This is a genomic window from Bradyrhizobium sp. CCGUVB14 (assembly GCF_024199935.1).
GTDB lineage: Bacteria > Pseudomonadota > Alphaproteobacteria > Rhizobiales > Xanthobacteraceae > Bradyrhizobium.
Genome location: NZ_JANADS010000001.1, coordinates 4,879,000 through 4,895,821, shown reverse-complemented (window position 1 = coordinate 4,895,821; position 16,822 = coordinate 4,879,000). Strand labels below are relative to the sequence as shown.

14 protein-coding genes are annotated in these 16,822 nt (G+C 63.7%); 7 read left to right on the top strand and 7 right to left on the bottom strand.

Going from position 1 to position 16,822, the window contains the following annotated elements; translation table 11 throughout:
- Nucleotides 1–28: 28 nt before the first annotated feature.
- A complete protein-coding gene (locus NLM32_RS22590; RefSeq protein WP_254131085.1) occupies nt 29–1,651 on the bottom strand; it encodes an ABC-F family ATP-binding cassette domain-containing protein in 1,623 nt (540 codons plus the stop codon).
- A 191-nt stretch (nt 1,652–1,842) separates the two neighbouring features.
- Here NLM32_RS22590 and NLM32_RS22585 point away from each other — a divergent pair, with 191 nt between their 5' ends.
- From NLM32_RS22585 to NLM32_RS22570, 4 genes are all read left to right on the top strand, one after another.
- On the top strand, nt 1,843–2,931 hold the full coding sequence (locus NLM32_RS22585) for a hypothetical protein (RefSeq protein ID WP_254131084.1): 1,089 nt from the start codon (nt 1,843–1,845) through the stop codon (nt 2,929–2,931).
- Between the two features lie 190 nt (nt 2,932–3,121).
- Nucleotides 3,122–5,893 (top strand): xanthine dehydrogenase family protein molybdopterin-binding subunit, encoded by a 2,772-nt coding sequence (locus tag NLM32_RS22580; RefSeq protein WP_254131083.1) that lies wholly within the window; start codon nt 3,122–3,124, stop codon nt 5,891–5,893.
- Entirely contained in the window at nt 5,890–6,414 is a 525-nt protein-coding gene (locus NLM32_RS22575) for a (2Fe-2S)-binding protein (RefSeq protein WP_254131082.1), read from the top strand. The genes NLM32_RS22580 and NLM32_RS22575 overlap by 4 nt, the downstream gene beginning before the upstream one ends.
- 11 nt (nt 6,415–6,425) lie before the next feature.
- Entirely contained in the window at nt 6,426–7,040 is a 615-nt protein-coding gene (locus NLM32_RS22570; protein ID WP_254131081.1) for an Isoquinoline 1-oxidoreductase subunit, read from the top strand.
- A 116-nt stretch (nt 7,041–7,156) separates the two neighbouring features.
- On the opposite strand, the gene pyrF is transcribed toward NLM32_RS22570, so the two are convergent.
- Nucleotides 7,157–8,062: an orotidine-5'-phosphate decarboxylase gene (gene pyrF / locus NLM32_RS22565; RefSeq protein ID WP_254131080.1), complete on the bottom strand. Its 906-nt coding sequence runs from the start codon at nt 8,060–8,062 to the stop codon at nt 7,157–7,159.
- Nucleotides 8,063–8,311: 249 nt separating this feature from the next.
- On the opposite strand from pyrF, the gene NLM32_RS22560 reads away from it, so the two are divergent.
- Complete coding sequence (locus NLM32_RS22560) at nt 8,312–9,577, top strand: lipoprotein-releasing ABC transporter permease subunit (protein ID WP_254131079.1); 1,266 nt, start codon at nt 8,312–8,314, stop codon at nt 9,575–9,577.
- A 336-nt stretch (nt 9,578–9,913) separates the two neighbouring features.
- Here the strand turns inward: NLM32_RS22560 and NLM32_RS22555 are convergent, their stop codons facing one another.
- The gene (locus tag NLM32_RS22555) at nt 9,914–10,153 is read right to left on the bottom strand and encodes a DUF1127 domain-containing protein (protein WP_254131078.1); all 240 of its coding nucleotides are present in this window, start codon (nt 10,151–10,153) and stop codon (nt 9,914–9,916) included.
- Between the two features lie 158 nt (nt 10,154–10,311).
- On the opposite strand from NLM32_RS22555, the gene NLM32_RS22550 reads away from it, so the two are divergent.
- Nucleotides 10,312–11,886 carry a winged helix-turn-helix domain-containing protein gene (locus NLM32_RS22550; RefSeq protein ID WP_254131077.1) on the top strand — a complete coding sequence of 525 codons (1,575 nt, stop codon included), beginning with the start codon at nt 10,312–10,314 and terminating at the stop codon, nt 11,884–11,886.
- A 1,002-nt stretch (nt 11,887–12,888) separates the two neighbouring features.
- Here the strand turns inward: NLM32_RS22550 and NLM32_RS22545 are convergent.
- The gene (locus tag NLM32_RS22545) at nt 12,889–13,596 is read right to left on the bottom strand and encodes a hypothetical protein (protein WP_254135392.1); all 708 of its coding nucleotides are present in this window, start codon (nt 13,594–13,596) and stop codon (nt 12,889–12,891) included.
- 276 nt (nt 13,597–13,872) lie between these two features.
- On the opposite strand from NLM32_RS22545, the gene NLM32_RS22540 reads away from it, so the two are divergent.
- Nucleotides 13,873–14,331 carry a hypothetical protein gene (locus NLM32_RS22540; RefSeq protein WP_254131076.1) on the top strand — a complete coding sequence of 153 codons (459 nt, stop codon included), beginning with the start codon at nt 13,873–13,875 and terminating at the stop codon, nt 14,329–14,331.
- A 31-nt stretch (nt 14,332–14,362) separates the two neighbouring features.
- Here the strand turns inward: NLM32_RS22540 and NLM32_RS22535 are convergent, their stop codons facing one another.
- The 3 genes from NLM32_RS22535 to NLM32_RS22525 are packed head-to-tail and all read right to left on the bottom strand — an operon-like array spanning nt 14,363 to nt 16,622.
- Nucleotides 14,363–15,184 (bottom strand): tetratricopeptide repeat protein, encoded by an 822-nt coding sequence (locus NLM32_RS22535; RefSeq protein WP_254131075.1) that lies wholly within the window; start codon nt 15,182–15,184, stop codon nt 14,363–14,365.
- A 32-nt stretch (nt 15,185–15,216) separates the two neighbouring features.
- Nucleotides 15,217–15,900: a substrate-binding domain-containing protein gene (locus NLM32_RS22530; protein WP_254131074.1), complete on the bottom strand. Its 684-nt coding sequence runs from the start codon at nt 15,898–15,900 to the stop codon at nt 15,217–15,219.
- Between the two features lie 20 nt (nt 15,901–15,920).
- On the bottom strand, nt 15,921–16,622 hold the full coding sequence (locus NLM32_RS22525) for a GrlR family regulatory protein (RefSeq protein ID WP_254131073.1): 702 nt from the start codon (nt 16,620–16,622) through the stop codon (nt 15,921–15,923).
- Nucleotides 16,623–16,822: the final 200 nt, after the last annotated feature.

Sequence of the window (16,822 nt, the reverse complement as noted above, 5' to 3'; positions counted from 1 at the left end):
GATGGGCGCCGATCGGCGCCCATCCCGGCTAGCTCCGCAACCCCGGCGCTTCCTGCCCGGTCCGCGCGACGTATTCCGTGTAGCCGCCACCGTACTGGTGGATGCCTTCCGGCGTCAGCTCGAGCACGCGGTTCGACAAGGTCGCCAGGAAGTGGCGGTCATGCGAAACGAACAACATCGTGCCTTCGAAATCCGCCAGCGCCGTGATCAGCATTTCCTTGGTGGCGAGGTCGAGATGGTTGGTCGGCTCGTCCAGCACCAGAAAGTTCGGCGGGTCGAACAGCATCTTCGCCATCACAAGCCGCGCCTTCTCGCCGCCTGAGAGCACCCGGCAGCGCTTCTCGACGTCGTCGCCGGAGAAGCCGAAGCAGCCGGCGAGCGCGCGCAAGGAGCCCTGCCCCGCGGTCGGAAACTGGTCTTCCAGCGATTGGAACACGGTGCGCTCGCCGTCGAGCAGATCCATCGCGTGCTGGGCGAAATAGCCCATCTTGACGCTGCCGCCGACCGCCACCGTACCCTGGTCCGGCTCGCTTGCGCCGGCAATCAGCTTGAGCAGCGTCGACTTGCCGGCGCCGTTGACGCCCATCACGCACCAGCGCTCCCTGCGCCGGATCATGAAATCCAGCCCGTCATAGATGCGCTTGCTGCCATACCCCTTGTGTACGCCCTTGAGCGCAACGACGTCCTCGCCGGAGCGCGGCGCCGGCAGGAAGTCGAACGCAATCGACTGGCGGCGGCGCGGCGGCTCGACGCGCTCGATCTTGTCGAGCTTCTTGACCCGGCTCTGGACCTGGGCGGCGTGCGAGGCGCGCGCCTTGAAGCGCTCGATGAACTTGATCTCCTTGGCGAGCATCGCCTGCTGGCGCTCGAACTGCGCCTGCTGCTGCTTCTCGTTCAGCGCACGCTGCTGCTCGTAGAACTCGTAGTTGCCCGTGTACGTCGTCAGCGAACCGGAATCGATCTCAACCACTTTCGAGATCACGCGGTTGATGAACTCGCGGTCATGCGAGGTCATCAGCAGCGTGCCTTCGTAATCGTGCAGGAATTTTTCCAGCCAGATCAGGCTTTCCAAATCAAGGTGGTTGCTCGGCTCGTCGAGCAGCATGACGTCGGGACGCATCAGCAGAATGCGGGCCAGCGCCACGCGCATCTTCCAGCCGCCGGAGAGTTTTCCGACGTCGCCGTCCATCATCTCCTGGCTGAAGCCGAGGCCGGACAGCGCTTCGCGCGCACGGCCGTCGAGCGCGTAGCCGTCGAGCTCCTCGAAGGCGTGCTGCACCTCGCCATAGCGGGCGATGATCTCGTCCATCTGGTCGGCCTTGTCGGGGTCGGCCATGTCGGCTTCGAGCTGGCGCAGCTCGGCCGCGACCTCGCTGACGGGACCGGCGCCATTCATCACCTCGGCCACGGCGCTGCGACCGGACATCTCGCCGACGTTCTGGTTGAAATAGCCGATGGTGATGCCGCGATCGGTCGAGACCTGCCCTTCGTCGGGCAGCTCTTCGCCGGCGATCATCCGGAACAGGGTGGTCTTTCCGGCACCGTTCGGGCCGACGAGGCCGATCTTCTCGCCCTTATTAAGGGCGGCGGAGGCTTCGATGAACAGGATCTGGTGGCCGGCTTGCTTGCTGACGTTGTCGAGGCGGATCATGAGGTCTTTTGGGGGAATTATTGCGTTGCGGCGTAATAGGCCATGCGGGCCGCCAAAGGAAGCCCGGCCGGGCCCGGGTTTTGTTCCCTCCTGACAAATCCTTAGCAATTTTCGGCCAAAAGCGCGGGTGGCGACGCCCGGCGATTCCGACGGGCGTCCGTAGAGCTGAGATGTGACCCGGGGGACGACCGATGAGAACTCGCTTTGGCCTGGCCATGGCCGCCGTACTGATGCTCGGCGGCAGCGCCGCAACCGCCCAGACCCTGCCCGACTACATGGCGCCGATCTCCGGCAAGACCAACGCCGCGCCGGGCGACGTCGCCACCGGGGACGTGCTCGCGCTGAACACGGCGATGTTCGAGCTCTATGGCGATGCTGCCAAGGTGTTCCAGAAGAACATCCTCGGCAAGCACCCGGTGATCCTCGGCCTGTTCTCCGGCGCCGGCGGACGGCTGATCCTCTATCGGCCGGGCCAGCCGCCGCTCGACGCGCCGCAGGTGCCGATCGTCTATCAGCTACTGAAATCGGTCGGCCACAGCACCATGGCGCTGGCCGAGGTCGTCGGCCCCTATGTCGACAATCCCGACAACAAATCCTGGCGCGGCGCGATGCTGGCCTTCCGCAGCCGGATGCAGTCGGCGCTGGACAGCCTCGACGCCACGCCGATGCAGGCCGACTGGCGCGACAACAACCGCACCATCCTGAAGAACAACATCGCCTTCATGGACGAGTGCCTTGCGAGCGGCGTCATTCCGTTCGCCAGGCTGGAGGCTTTCGGCAAGCAGCAGGCTCCGTTCCTCGCCAGGAACGTCGCATGGGCGGCCCAGACCCAGGTCGCGCACTGGATGGGCGTGCTGGCCGACTGGAAGGCACAGCTCGGTCCGGACTGGGAGAAGACCTATGCCGCCAGCAACACCATCTACGTGGCCCGGCAGAACAACGTGATCTTCAGCGTGCTCGCCCAGTTCTTCGGCCCCGACGCGATCAACACGCGCCTGCTGCTGATCGAGACGGTCTCGTTCACCACGACGCCGGCGGACATGCTGGAATCGCTGACGCGGATCATCGCCGATCGCTCGGTCGGCGCACTGTTCTTCGGCAGTTATCATCTGATGGACTACGAGCTGATGGGAGGCGACGCGCGCGCCGCGATCATCACCGAAACAGGAAAGCGCGGCATGACGCCGTTCCTGCCGCCGCTGGTCCCGTTCGGCTCCAAGCAATGGCCGACCCTGGTCACGCCCGGCCCCGGGCCCGCGACCATCGCCGACCTCAAGTGAAGGCTTGATGTTGCGCCAGATGAGAGGCGGCTGCGTTCGCCGCAGCCGCCTTCACCTCTCGTAAACGGCCGCCCTGTTCTATTCGCCCATGGGCGAATCATGACAGCCTCACGCCAGCGTTGGCGCGTAGCTGTGGTCGCGATGCCGTCAGCATCGTGAGCCCCGAAAGACCTTGTACAAGGATGAGATCATGCGGCCTTCGCGACGCGAGTTCGTGAAGTGGTTATCGGCGGGCGGCATCTCGGTCAGCCTGTCGCATATGGCGACGGCGGCGAACGCGCCCTTTGCGTCGCACGAGACGCTGCCCGGGCGCGGACATTTCAATCCAGCAACAAAAGGCGCAGGCCGCGTCGACGGCGTCGCCAAAGTCACCGGCGCAAAGCTCTACGCCTCTGATTTCCGCGCCAACGATATGCCCGGCTGGCCGCAGACCACCTCGCACGCGATTCTGGTGCGCGCCAATGACGCCACCCATGTCTATGCCGGCATGGACCTCGCCCGCCTGTCGGGACCGCTGAAGCCGTCCGTCGTCGTCACCGCCAGCGATCTCGACCGCATCGGCACAGAGGTGCCGGAATTCTATGCCGGCGATCTGTTCTGCCCGCTCGGCAAGACGCCGCTTTATCTCGGCCAGCCGGTCGCGCTGCTGATCTTCGAGAAATTCGACGCCTACGACCAGGCGCGCCTCGTGCTGCGTGACGGCACCTTCGTCAGGTTCGGCGAGGAAACCGGCCCGGTGATCGCGCCCGATTACGGCTCCTACCGTTTCACCCGCGTCGCGGGCGCCTCGCCCGACAAGCCCGATATCTATTCACCGATCCAGGCCGGCTGGGTCTCGCCCAAGAAGGTGCAGAACGCCGCACTGCCGGTGTGGTCGCCGCTCGCCAAGGACATGCCGGCCGACTACGTCAAGGCGGCCAAGCTCGGCGACCAGATCCGCAGCGAGCTCGCTGCGGACAACGCCTCTCTCCTCGTGCTCGACCGCGAGTTCGAGACGCAGTCGGTCGACCCGATGTTTCTGGAGCCGGAGTGCGGGCTCGCCTGGTACGCTGGCCGCGGCGGCAATCTCGAGCTGGTGCTCGGCGTGCAGTCGCCTTACGAGGCCGCGGAGTCCCTCGCGCATCTGCTCGGCAAAGCGCACGCGCCTTACAAGCCCTCGCACATCAACGCGCAGTTCGCCCATGTCGGCGGCGGCTTTGGCGGCCGCGACCACACGCCGTTCATCCTTTACGTCGCGCTCGCGGCGATCTGCTTCCCGGGCAAGCCGGTGCGGCTGGCGCATGACCGCTACCAGCAATTCCAGGGCGGCATTAAACGCCACCCGATCAAGATGCGCTCGCGGATCGGCATCGACCGTTCGACCGGCCTGATCAAGGCGTTTGCCGCCGATCATTTGCTCGACGGCGGCGGCCTGCAGAACTTCTCCGCCAACGTCGCGGTGGTTGCCGCGACCGGCGCGATCGGCATCTACGACATCCCCAAGGTCGACGTCACCACGATCGCGCTGCATTCGCGCGGCGTCACCGCCGGCTCGATGCGCGGCTACGGCACGCTGCAGACCATGACCGCGCTCGAAGCGCTGATCGATGAAGCGGCAAGCGAGCTCAAGCTCGACCCGATCGAATTCCGCCGCCGCAATGCGCTGAAGCAGAACGGCCGGACCATGACCGGCAATCCCTACATCGTCTCGGTACGCACGCCCGAAATTCTCGACAAGCTCGAAAAGCACCCGATCTGGCGGCAGCGCGCCCAGCTCAGGCAAACCTCGGGCGACCGGCTGGTCGGCACGGGTGTGGCCTGCGTCACCAAGGATTATGGCTCCGGCGCGGACTGCTCGCTCGGCCGCGTCGAGCTCGGCGCTGACGGCAAGATCGCGATCTTCTGCGACCATGTCGAGATGGGCAACGGCATCGGCACGGCGCTGGCGAACCGTGTCGCCGTCCATCTCGGCGCCATCGCCGACGAGGTCTCGGTCGCCCGCGTCGACAGCTACGACGTGCTCGGCCTCGTCACCTCGGGCGATCCCTACACGATGGACCAGAAGACCCAGGATGCCGCGGAACGCAATCCGCGCTGGGTGCCCTCGATCTCCTCGGCCACATCGGCCTCGATCGGCGCCCATGTCGGCACGCACTCGTCGGCGGAAGCCGCCCGCGTGATCTTCCGCTTCGGCCTGTGGCCCGCGGCGCTGGAGTTGTGGCGCATTCCCAGGACCGATCCGCGCGCCAAACAATGGGCCAATGCGAGCTGGCAGAACGGCCAGCTCACCATGCCCGGCCTCGAACCGCTGGCTCTGCCGGCGCTCGCCGCGACCGCACATGCGCGCGGCTTCGTCACGGGTGCGGTCGCACATAGTTTTTCGCGCTGGGCCTGGTCGCGGGCGCGCTTCCCCCTGTTCGGCGAGCAATACCGCGCCGAGATCGACGCGCTCGCGATCCGCCGCGGCAATAACAAATTCGAGCGGATCAACCGCATCAGCGTCAAATTTCCGCCGACCGACAACAACCGCATCGGCACCGCCTACACCTCGATGTGCGGCACGCTCGTCCGCGTCGAGATCGAACGTGCCTCCGGCGCACTTCGCATCGCCAAGGCCTACAGCGTGTTCGAATGCGGCACGGCGCTGGTGCCTGAGGTGGTGATGGGCCAGTCGCATGGCGGCTTCGCCATGGGTGTCGGCTACGCGCTGTTGGAAACGCTGCCGCCGTTCGAAGGCGGCCCCGGCAACGGCGAGTGGAATCTCGGCCGTTACCTCGTTGCGCGCGGCTCCGACCTGCCGTTGCGCGACCTCGAGATCGAGATGCTGAAGCCGCTCAGCCCGGACGAGGCGCCCAAGGGCATGGCCGAAGTCGTGATGATCCCGATCGTGCCGGCGCTGATCAACGCCATCCACGACGCCACCGGCCACCGTTTCCGCGCGCTGCCGGTGACTGCAAACCTCCTGAAGGGAGTGCTCGCGTGACGACCCTCAGCCTCACCATCAACGGCCAGAAACATGGCCCGATGGATGTCCGCGACGATCTCTCGATGAACGATTTCCTGCGCGAGATGCTCGGCATGACCGGCACCAAGTTCGGCTGCGGCGCCGCGCAATGCCTGAGCTGCGCCATCATCGTCGACGAGCCGGATGGCACGAGCTACACCAGCCCGACCTGCGTCGCGCCGGCGGTGAATTTCGACGGCAAGTCGATCCGCACCGTGGAAGGCCACGCCAGGGACGGCCAGCTCTCGGCCCTGCAGCAGGCTTTCATCGATCACTTCGCCTTCCAGTGCGGCTATTGCACCGCCGGCTTCCTCAATGAGGGCCAGGTGCTGCTCGAACGCCTGTCGCGCGCGCCTGTCGCCCGCGAGGCACTGGAGCAGACCATTGCGGATGCGCTCGACGGGCATCTCTGCCGTTGCACCGGCTACATCAAATATCACGAGGCGGTGCGCGACGTGATCCTCGCCGATTCCAGCCGCTATCTCGTCGCCACCAAATGAGTGCGCAAGGGATGATCACCACGCGCGTCAAGATCATGGCCGTGTTGGCGGCGCTGACGAGCAGCCTGTGCGCCGGCTACGCCGCGTCTGACACGGCGAGCCACGCCCTCGCCTCGCCCGAAAGCTTTGCGAACATCGCAGACACCGAAAAACGCTCGGCCGCGATCTTCACCGAACTCGGCAAGGTGCTGACGCATCCACGCTGCACCAACTGCCATCCGGCCGGCGACAGCCCGCGCCAGGGCGACAATCCCCGCCTCCATCAGCCGCCGGTGACGCGCGGCGCCGACGGCCACGGCCTCGAGGCGATGCGCTGCCACACCTGCCACCAGAAAGCCAATTTCGAGCCCGGCCGCATTCCCGGCCATCCCGAATGGCACCTCGCCCCGCGCGAGATGGCCTGGGAAGGCAAGACGGTCGGCGAGATCTGCGAGCAGATCAGAGACCCCGTGCGCAACGGCGGCCGCAAGGTGGAAGCGCTGATCGACCACATCGGCAAGGACACCCTGGTCGGCTGGGCCTGGAAGCCCGGCTTCGGCCGCGCGCCCGCACCGGGCACACAGGAGCAGGCCGGCGCATTGGTGGAAGCTTGGGTGAAGACGGGAGCGGCGTGCCCGGCGCCGTGATGTAGGCGGTGGGGGGAAGACTCGTCAACGTCGGTTTCCCGGGGGAAGTGCATGTCGCCCAGGTCGTGGTTATCGGCGGCTGATGCTCGTTGCGGCCATCTCAACTCCCATGACCTTCAACCAGTCGCACTCAAGGTCGCTGGAGTTGCAATCATCGTCCTGAATAGTTCGAGACGTTCCTCGATGAGCTGTTCGTATTTGTCCAGTGCAATAGATCTATCTTCCACACGAAGTAGTCCGCGAGAGACCGGCACCAGAAGATCACCCAAGTGAGTGCCCCGCAATGCGTCCAATGCCGTCGCATCTCCTCCTTGCGGCCCAAGCCCTGGAGCTAGAATAATGGCGTTCGGTAGGAGGCTGCGAAGCCGCCTTCCTTCTTGTGGAACTGTTGCACCTATCACAGCACCGACTGGATTGAGGTGCGCCCCCTGAAGGCAATCCTTGCCAACAGTCGTGATCAAGTCAGCGAGCCGGTCGGAAACAAAGCGATTTCCCGTCATGCGGTCTTGTAACCAGCCTGCGCCGGGATTCGAGGTGCGACACAAGACAAACAAGCCCTTGCCATGTCTGCGAACACAATCGAGGAATGGCTCCAGCGTATCCGGTCCCATCATTGGATTGACGGTCAGGCAGTCCGCCTCAAAGTCGCCGCTGCCACCAGCATTCGCAGGTGTGAGATAGGCTCGAGCATACGCAGCTGCGGTTGATCCGATATCACCGCGCTTCGCATCCAGGATCACGCCCATGCCCGCACTCCGGGCACGCTTCATTGCCAACGACAAGGCGTTGAGGCCGGCAAGTCCATATGCCTCGAAGTAAGCGGCTTGGAATTTCACAAAGCCGACCCGACCAATGGTTCTATCCAGGACGAAATCGAGGTACCGGGTCAGCCAATCAGCGCTGCTCCCCTCTTGCTCGAAAGCCGCGGGAACATCCGGCAGGTAAGGATCGATGCCGACGACGATCCCTCCATAGCTCGATGCATTAGCTTGAACGATGTCACTCCATGCCTCCGCTCGCATTCAGTCTTTCTCCATCTATTTGGCAAGAAATAGACGATCGACGATTGAGTATCCACCGCTATGAAGATCTTCTCCTAGACCAAATCTGAGGCCCATATCTCAATCCTCCCGCCCAAGGCCGACCTGCAGACGTGCCGACGTTGGCATCCATCAACGGCCAACGCCGGCCATGGAGCTATACCTCCCTATGGCCAATCCGGCCGCAACGGGAGAGAATGACCATCCTATGGAATGACGGATGAGAGGGTGATGGATTCGCCACAAGCAGGACCCTTCGCACCATTCGAGTGGATGCTTTCTGCACGCTATCTGCGGGCCCGCCGCAAGGAAGGCTTTGTCTCGGTCATCGCCGGGTTTTCGTTTCTGGGCATCATGCTCGGGGTCGCCACCCTGATCATCGTCATGGCGGTGATGAACGGCTTTCGCACAGAACTTCTCGGCAAGATTCTCGGGTTCAACGGGCATCTTGTGGTGCAGCCGCTGGAAACGCCGTTGACGGACTGGAAGGATGTCGCCGAGCGCATCAGCCAGGCGCAGGGTGTCCGGTTGGCGGTCCCGGTCGTCGACGGCCCTGCGCTGGCATCGTCGTCCAACGCCTCCGGCGTCCTGGTGCGCGGCATTCGGGCGGCTGACCTCAACGAGCTGCCCTCGATCGCCGGCGGCATCAAGCATGGGTCGCTTGAGCATTTTGACGAGGGCCAGGGCGTCGCCATCGGTCAGGGCCTTGCCGATCAACTCTCCGCCCATGTCCGTGACAGCATCACGATCGTTGCACAGCGCGGCGCAGTCACCCCGATGGGCATGATGCCGCGCGTCAAGAAATATCAAGTGGCGGCGATATTCGAGGTTGGGATGTCCGAATACGACGCAGGTGTCATCTTCATGCCGATCACGGAAGCGCAGGCTTTCTTCAATCGCAATCAGGATGTCACTGCGATCGAGGTGTTTACGGCCAATCCCGATCGGATCGACCTGTTTCGCAAGACGGTCGCGGAAGCGGCTGGTCGACCGGTCTTCCTGGTCGACTGGCGGCAGCGCAATGCGACCTTCTTTGGTGCGCTCGAGGTCGAGCGCAACGTGATGTTTCTGATCCTCAGCCTGATCGTTCTGGTGGCCGCACTGAACATCGTGTCCGGCCTCATCATGCTGGTGAAAGACAAGGACAGCGACATCGCCATCCTCAGGACCATGGGCGCCTCGCAAGGCGCGATCATGCGGACCTTCATGATAACAGGCGCTTCGATCGGGGTGGCGGGAACGCTGGTCGGCTTCGCCGTCGGACTCCTCGTCTGCGCCAATATCGAACAGATCCGACAACTCCTGTCATGGCTGACGCGCACCGACCTGTTTCCGCCGAAGCTTTACTTTCTGTCGAAGCTGCCGGCGGAAATCGATCTCGTCGAGACCGCAGCAGTCGTGACCATGGCACTGACCCTGTCGTTTCTCGCGACGCTCTACCCATCGTGGCGCGCTGCGCGGCTCGACCCCGTCGAGGCGCTGCGACAGGGAGGATAGTTCGTAGGATGGGTTGAGCCCTTGCGAAACCCATCGCTATCGTCTTGTGATGGCATTCCGTCATGACCGCGTACCACCCCGGTCAAGCATACTCTTCGTTTCACCGTCGCGCCGAACTTGGTCACGATCCGATGGACTGGGCGGGCGATCAGCCTGAAGGCGGTCTTCGCCATGGCGAGAGGCGTCAGGTTGGCGATGGGTTTCGCAAGGGCTCAACCCATCCTACGAGCTGGGTGAAGACGGGAGCGGCGTGCCCGGCGCCGTGATGGGGGCGCGGCGGCGAGTCACCATGCGTCGGCTTCCTAGAGGCCACGTGAAAATCGCAGCATCAACGGCTTATGATCCGGAACGTATTCCTCGCGGGTCAGTATTTCGATTCGAGGCAACGTAGTCGATCTCGCCATACGAGATCCCGATATCCATAAGCTCTCGATCACTTAGATTATAAAGATCGTGCCGCAGCCGCTCCCATTTCCGCCACTCTTGAAAAGCGTCCCAACAATTCTTGAGAGCGCTGACATTGCCTCGCTGCGCTGTCGTCTGGACCAAGCCCGCTGTCTGGTAAAACGTGTTCATTGCAGCATCCTCGGGTGCCTTGTTTCCACCCAGGCAAGCTGCCAGGATCCGACCCGGAACGCTTAATCTGTCGCTTACATTTTCCTTACGGGCAGCTTATTCTCCGTCCTCCAAATGTTGCCGAGCCTAACCGGGGACGGCTTAAGGGATTTCGCGTCGTGCGCTATCTCTTCGAAGACTACGAACTGGATTCCGGCCGCCGCGAGCTATACCGCGATACAAAAGTCGTCGCCCTGACGCCACAAGCCTTTGACCTGCTTGACTACCTCATCCGCAACCGCGAGCGCGTCGTCTGCAAGGACGATCTTATCGCAGCCATTTGGAAGGGGCGATGCGTGTCGGATGCCGCGCTGACGACCCGGCTGAATGCCGCTCGCTCCGCGATTGGCGATTCCGGGGAGAAGCAGCGGTTGATCAAGACGCTGCCGAGGAAAGGCTATCGCTTTATCGGCACTGTGCAAGAAGCTCACAACGCTTCCACAGGGGTAGTAACCGAAATCCAAGGAGAAACGGCCAAGGGTGCCCTCACGCTTCCCGACATACCGTCGCTAGCCGTTCTCCCGTTTATTAACCTGAGTTCCGATCCAGAGCAGGAGTATTTCGCCGAAGGCATGGTCGAGGACATCATTACCGGCCTCTCACGATCCAAATCGCTGTTCGTCATCGCGCGACAATCCACTTTTACCTACAAGGGCAAGACTGTCGACGTCAGGCAGGTCGGACGCGAGCTAGGGGTTCGATATGTACTCGAAGGCAGTGTGCGCAAATCCAACGACCGAGTTCGCATTATCGGGCAGCTGATCGAGGCCACGACGGGTGCCCATCTTTGGGCAGACCGCTTCGACAGCCAACTCAACGACATCTTCGATCTACAGGACCAAGTGACGAGCAGCGTGATTAGCGCACTTTTTCCTCACTTGGAGCGTGCCGAGATAGAGCGCGCAAAGCGCAAGCCAACCGAAAATCTTCAGGCCTACGACTACTATCTTCGTGCACTCTCGAGCTTCTATCAATTCACCCGCGAGCAAAACATTGAAGCCCTCAGACTGACCCGGCTTGCAGTCAAGATCGATCCCGGATTGGCGGTAGCATACGCGCTTGGTGCTTATTGCTACCTGCAACGCAAGGTCTTCGGCTGGACGGTTGATGCGGATCAGGAACGAAATGATACCCGACTGTTTGCAAGGCGCGCGATTGAACTCGATAAGGACGATCCAACCGTACTCGTGAGGGTTGGGCAGGCAATTGCCGCCGTACTATATGAGATCGACGAAGGCGTTGCCCTCGTCTTCCGAGCGCATGAACTTAACCCAAGCCTGGCTCTCGCACAGTATACGATCGGCTGGGAGCACATTCGCCGCGGCAACCTAGACGCGGCACTTAAGCAATTCCATGCCGGGGGGCGCTTAAGCCCCATGGATCCGTTTATTTTCTTGATGCAGACCGGAATAGCGTTCGCGCATTTCTTGGCAGATCGATACGAGGACGGGACATCATGGGCCAAGTCGGCTGTGTTGCACCGCCCTAACTATCTAAACGCACAATTTATTCTGGCGGCATGCCACGCAATGTCCGGACGGGTCGAGGAAGCCCGGATGATCAGTGCACGCCTAGTCGAAGCGAGGCCGGCGCTGCGCATCTCCACACTCATTCCCAAGCTCGCCCAATTTTACATCCCGGAACACCTCGAACGGGTCAATCGGGCTTGCCACATCGCAGGCCTCCCCCCATGAACGCGTGCGCCCGGTCACTTGAGCCCCCTGCTCGCACACCGATGAGGCGCGAGGGTAAGTACGCGCGAACGTCCGCTTCGGGGCCTAGAGCGGCAGTCGCCGCGTCTAGTGGTCGTCGGCGGCTTGTGACCCGAAGCGGACAACGAGCATGGCTCAAGGTTTCGAGCCATGCTGTCCTGTGTCTCTATGCAGTCAGTGGGCGGCGTCGACTAGTGGCGGCTTTCGGCGACTCGCTTTTCGCCGGGCAACTTGCCTCCGGCCAGCAGGCTGGTGCAAATCCACCGGGATTCTCTGGGTTGCGCGCCAAGAAGAGCCTTGGTCTCTACGCACTGCGCGTAAGTGTTGTAGCTGAGCGTGTCCGTGCACGTTGACGAGAAATTGCTGCCGTCAATCGCTCCCCCCGTCCCGCCTCCGGCAGCCATGCTACATCCAACCCAGGGAGCGTTGCCGACCCTGTAACTGGTTTCGCAGCCACCGTTACAGCTGCTGGCAGATCGCTCCAGCCTGGCGATCTTCCCCAAGACCGTATTCGGTCCGAATACCGGCCCTTGAGCGGTCGATGAGCCGGTTGCCCGGTGGTGGTGGGAAGTCACGGTCGTTCGCCCCTGCCTCGGCACAACAGTCGTTCTTGCCTTCGGCGCTTCGACCGAGACGGTGGGAAGTGAGGAGCTTGGTGTGGGTTGTGACATTGCCGTGCTGCTGCACAGCAAGACAGCTGACAAGGTAACGATGGCGGACGGCACGGCGAAGCCAAATGACGGTCGCATAGGGTACCTCCCAAATTCGGGACGGAAATGCCGTCCCTACAGCTAAGGGTTGTACCACGGCATACAGATACCGGCAATTCGGAGGGTGCAGGACGATCTGCGCCATCGACATGGGGCCACAGAACGTCGCCCGCACCGTTGCGGGGTCGGCGTCTGGCCCAAGGCCAACATCCAAACGCACGGCTCGAACGTCGCCTTGCTCTAGCAGAGCAGACGCGACAGCCGATGAGACGCCCTACGCCCGCCGCATGAGCCTGAGCGAGGCCGCCAGCCGCAGACTGCGCTTGCCGGCGAGTGCGATACCCTCGAGCTCGCCGCTGTCTTCCGTGCAGGTCCCCGAAAAACCGATCCCGACCTCGTAGCCGCCGAACACGGGATTGTCGCCCTTCGCCGGCGTGTGCTCCTGGTTGAGCATCTCGCCCTTCCAGCGGCCGTCCGCCGACGAATAGGCGCCGAGGTAGTAGAAGAACGCATCGCCGCCGAGGATGCGGCCGTCGATCAGCAGCATCACGCCGGAGAGCCCGGCATCGACGCCGTCGAGCGCGCGCAGGCTCATTCCATAGAGGCCGTTGGCGATGCCACCATGCCCGATCGTGCCGCGGGGCGGCAGCGCCTCGTCCTCATCGAGGCGCGTCAGGTTGGCCCAGAATTGACCGCCCGGCATGGTGTCCGCGCTGCCCTCCAGGCGGATCTGGTTGCCGACCAGCTTGCCGCGCGCGCCGATCGTTGCGACGTCGGCGCCCATCAGCGGCTTGTAATGGGGGTCCTCGTTGTGGCGCTCGGTGATCACCTCGGCAACGATCTCGCCGTCCCGCTCGGAATAGGTGCCGAGATGCGCGAAGGCGGAATTGCCCCCTAACATCTTGCCGTCGTGCAGGCACATGATGCTGCGCCCGAAGGCCTCGTGGATGCCGTATTCAACCTTGTAGAGCCCGTCGAGCAAAGTCATGAACCCGCAAAAAATAAAAGGAATCGCGGGCTACCTAGCACCGTCGCCGCACCGAAGCCATCCGGCTTTTCCGCGCAGGCTGCGCGCGGAGCCGGTCGTGCCATGATGCCATCATGCGCCTGTTTTGCCCGACGGAGCAAGCAGATTTCGTAAAATCCGCATCCGACCGTTTGGTTCGGCTATTCGGGTGTTTCGTCAGCCCCCTGGCTACTGTGCATGGGGTTGTTTTCGCCTTTCGAACCCGCAAGTGCCTGCGCGCGACCAAGCGGCATGGACCCGATTGAACCCTCAGCCGACGAGCAGATCGCAGCCTTCATCGCCAGCGCTGCGAAGCAGCCGCTGCTCGATGCCGCATTCGAACTCTGGCGCTGGCGCTACCGATTGAATTCGATCAAGGGGCGCCCGACCGCCGAAGAGGTGCGCATCAATCGCACGCTTTCACCGGAGCAGATCGGTGCGAAATATCGCCACGATCGCGACCACGCCCATGAGGGGCCGATGTTCGGTTATCTCAAGCGCGCCCATCCGCATGCCGGCGACGATGCGGTCCGGCAGGCCATCATCACCGCCGTCAAGTTCGAGGGCGCGGCCGAAGCGCATTTCAAGTGGGACGGCGATTTCTGGGCTTGCGTCGTGCGCGCGGTGGCACAGGCGGCGGCGCAATATCCCGGCTTCCTCGAGACAACCTATCGCGACGCCCGCAACAATCTCGCCTACTACATGAAGTGAGCCCTGCGGGCTCTCATCACATCGACATGAGTCAGAAGCACAGCGTGGTGACGAGCTTGCCTTGCTTGTCCTTGATCGCGTAAGGGCAGCGCAGCCGCTCCAGCGCCTTCTTGGCGTCCTCGTCGCCGAGCGCAGCAGCGCGCTCGTAATAGGCCTTTGCGGCATCCTTGTCCTTCGGACCGCCGCGGCCGCCCTCGGCGAAGGCCCCCATCCGCTCCAGCGCGCCAGGATGGTTTTGCGCGGCCGCCTTCTCGAACAGCGCGCGTGCCGCAACGTCGTCCTTCTCGCCGCCATTGCCGTTGGCAAGCATCAGGCCGAGCTGGTACTGCGCCTCCGCATTGGTCTCGGCGGCCTTGCCGAGCAGCGTGCGTGCCTGCGCCGGATCGGCGGGCATGCCACCGCCGGCGTTGCCGAGCGCCGCGAGATTGGAGACGCCGCGGGGATTGCCGGCCTGCGCCGCCTTCTCGAACAGCTTTCGCGCCTGTGGCTCGTCCCTGGCCACGCCGGAGCCGGTGCCGTAGGCGACGCCGAGCTCGACCATCGCCGCGCTGGAGCCCTTGTCGGCCGCCTTGCGCCAGGCAGCAATCGCCTCGGCCGTCTGCCGGTTGGCGGCATAGGCACGGCCGAGCGCGAACATCGCGCGGCGCGACGAGGACGCCGCCTGCTTGCAGAATTTGATCGCGGTCGCGACGTCGGAGGCCGCGATCTCAGACACGCCCTTGACGTCAGCCGGCTTGTCGGGATCGCTTGGATCGGCGGCGACGCGATCGCACAGGACGAGGTCGGCCGATTGCGCGTGGGCAGCGACAGGCACGGCGAGCGCGACGAGGACGGCAAAGAGATGGATCCGCATGGCCATCACGTTGCGTTGACGCCCCGGCGATTTCAAGGCTCGAGTCCCGATCGGCGCAAGACGGGCACGACCTGCGGCGATGCCAGATAGCGCAGCAACGCTTCGGCGCCTTCGGCCTGCTTCGCATCCACCATGCGGCCGGCGGAAAACACCGCCGGCGTCTGCAAATCATGCGGGACCGGGCCGATCACTTCGATGCCCTCGACCTGCTTCAGCTCGCTGATCTGCTGCACGGCCAGATCAGCTTCACCGCTGACGAGCCGCTCGGCAGTAAAACCCTGCTCGACGATGGTGGCCTTGGCGTTGATCTCGGCGGCGATGCCCATGCGCACGATCAGCTGGGCGAAGTAGACGCCGCTTGCGCCGAGCCGTGAATAGGCGACCGACCGGGCCGCGAGCAGCGTCTTGCGCAGCGCGGCTTCATTGGCGATGCCGGGATGCGGCGCGCCGGTCCGCACGGCGAGACCGACATAGGAGCGCGCGAGGTCGGCTGCGCTGTCCGCGATCACCCGGCCCTCGCCGATCATCTCGTCGAGCCCTTCGCGCGTGAGGATCACGAGGTCGGCAGCCTCGCCGGCGCGTAAGCGCTTGAGCAGCGCCAGCGTCGGCGCGAAGTCGGCATCGACGTGAATGCCGCTCGCCGCCTCGAAGGCGGTGGACAGGCTGCGCATCGCGCCCATCAGGCCGAGCGTCGAGAGCATGCGAATTTTTTCCATGGGCGACTTTCCTGGTGCGATCAGGCGCGATGCATCAGCTTCAGCGCCGCAGTCAGGCGCAAGCTGCGCTTGCCGGCCAGCGCGGTTGCTTCCAGCACCGCCTCGTCGCCGTCATAGCTGCCGGAGAAGCCGATGCCGACCTCGTGGCCGCCGAAGATCGGATCGTCCTTGGCGGGCGTGTGCTCCTGGTTGAGGATCTGCCCCTTCCAGCGGCCGTTCGCGGCGGTGTAGCTGCCGAGGTAATAGAACGAGGCATCGCCGCCGAGGATGCGGCCCCGATTGAGCAGCATCACGCCGGTGAGCCCGCCGTCGACACCGTCGAGCATGCGCAGATGGATCGAGTAGAGGCCATCGGCGATCCCGGCCTCGCCGACGCCGCCGGCGATCGGTACCTCGTCCTCCGTGATCGGCGTCATCAGCGACTGAAAGGGCACGCCGGGCAGCTCCTTCAGCTCGCCCTTGAAGCGGTAGAGATCGCCGTCGGCAAAACCCTTCGCGATCAGCGTCGCATCGTCGGTGCCGGCCATCGCGCGGTAGTTCGGATCGGGGTTGTGGCGGACGGTCTTGATGACGATGTCGACGCCACCTGCGGTCTTCTCGTAGGTGCCGATATGGGCGAACGCCGAATTGCCCCCGAGCATCTTGCCGTTGCCGGCATGCATCACGCTCCGGCCGACGCTGTCGCCGAGCTGAAATCGCACCTTGTAGAAGCCTTCAAACACCAGCCGTGTCCCCGGCCCCGCGCGCATCCTGCGCCCACTCTAGCCCGGTTTGGGTTGCGATGGACAGGCTCCAGGCCGGCATGGCCGCCAGACCCACAACGAGCGCTGTCATTGGCAAGCACTGTCATCGAAATGCAAAAATCCGCCGGAGCCTTATGAGCTCCGGCGGATTTGAAAGCCAACCCGGGCCAGCCCCCCAG

Coding starts and splice junctions, on each gene's coding strand:
- NLM32_RS22580 (WP_254131083.1), top strand. CDS start 3,122: ATGCGGCCTTCGCGACGCGAGTTCGTGAAGTGGTTATCGGCGGGCGGC.
- NLM32_RS22585 (WP_254131084.1), top strand. CDS start 1,843: ATGAGAACTCGCTTTGGCCTGGCCATGGCCGCCGTACTGATGCTCGGC.
- pyrF (WP_254131080.1), bottom strand. CDS start 8,062: ATGCGAGCGGAGGCATGGAGTGACATCGTTCAAGCTAATGCATCGAGC.
- NLM32_RS22590 (WP_254131085.1), bottom strand. CDS start 1,651: ATGATCCGCCTCGACAACGTCAGCAAGCAAGCCGGCCACCAGATCCTG.
- NLM32_RS22540 (WP_254131076.1), top strand. CDS start 13,873: ATGGACCCGATTGAACCCTCAGCCGACGAGCAGATCGCAGCCTTCATC.
- NLM32_RS22560 (WP_254131079.1), top strand. CDS start 8,312: ATGGATTCGCCACAAGCAGGACCCTTCGCACCATTCGAGTGGATGCTT.
- NLM32_RS22570 (WP_254131081.1), top strand. CDS start 6,426: ATGATCACCACGCGCGTCAAGATCATGGCCGTGTTGGCGGCGCTGACG.
- NLM32_RS22555 (WP_254131078.1), bottom strand. CDS start 10,153: ATGAACACGTTTTACCAGACAGCGGGCTTGGTCCAGACGACAGCGCAG.
- NLM32_RS22535 (WP_254131075.1), bottom strand. CDS start 15,184: ATGCGGATCCATCTCTTTGCCGTCCTCGTCGCGCTCGCCGTGCCTGTC.
- NLM32_RS22530 (WP_254131074.1), bottom strand. CDS start 15,900: ATGGAAAAAATTCGCATGCTCTCGACGCTCGGCCTGATGGGCGCGATG.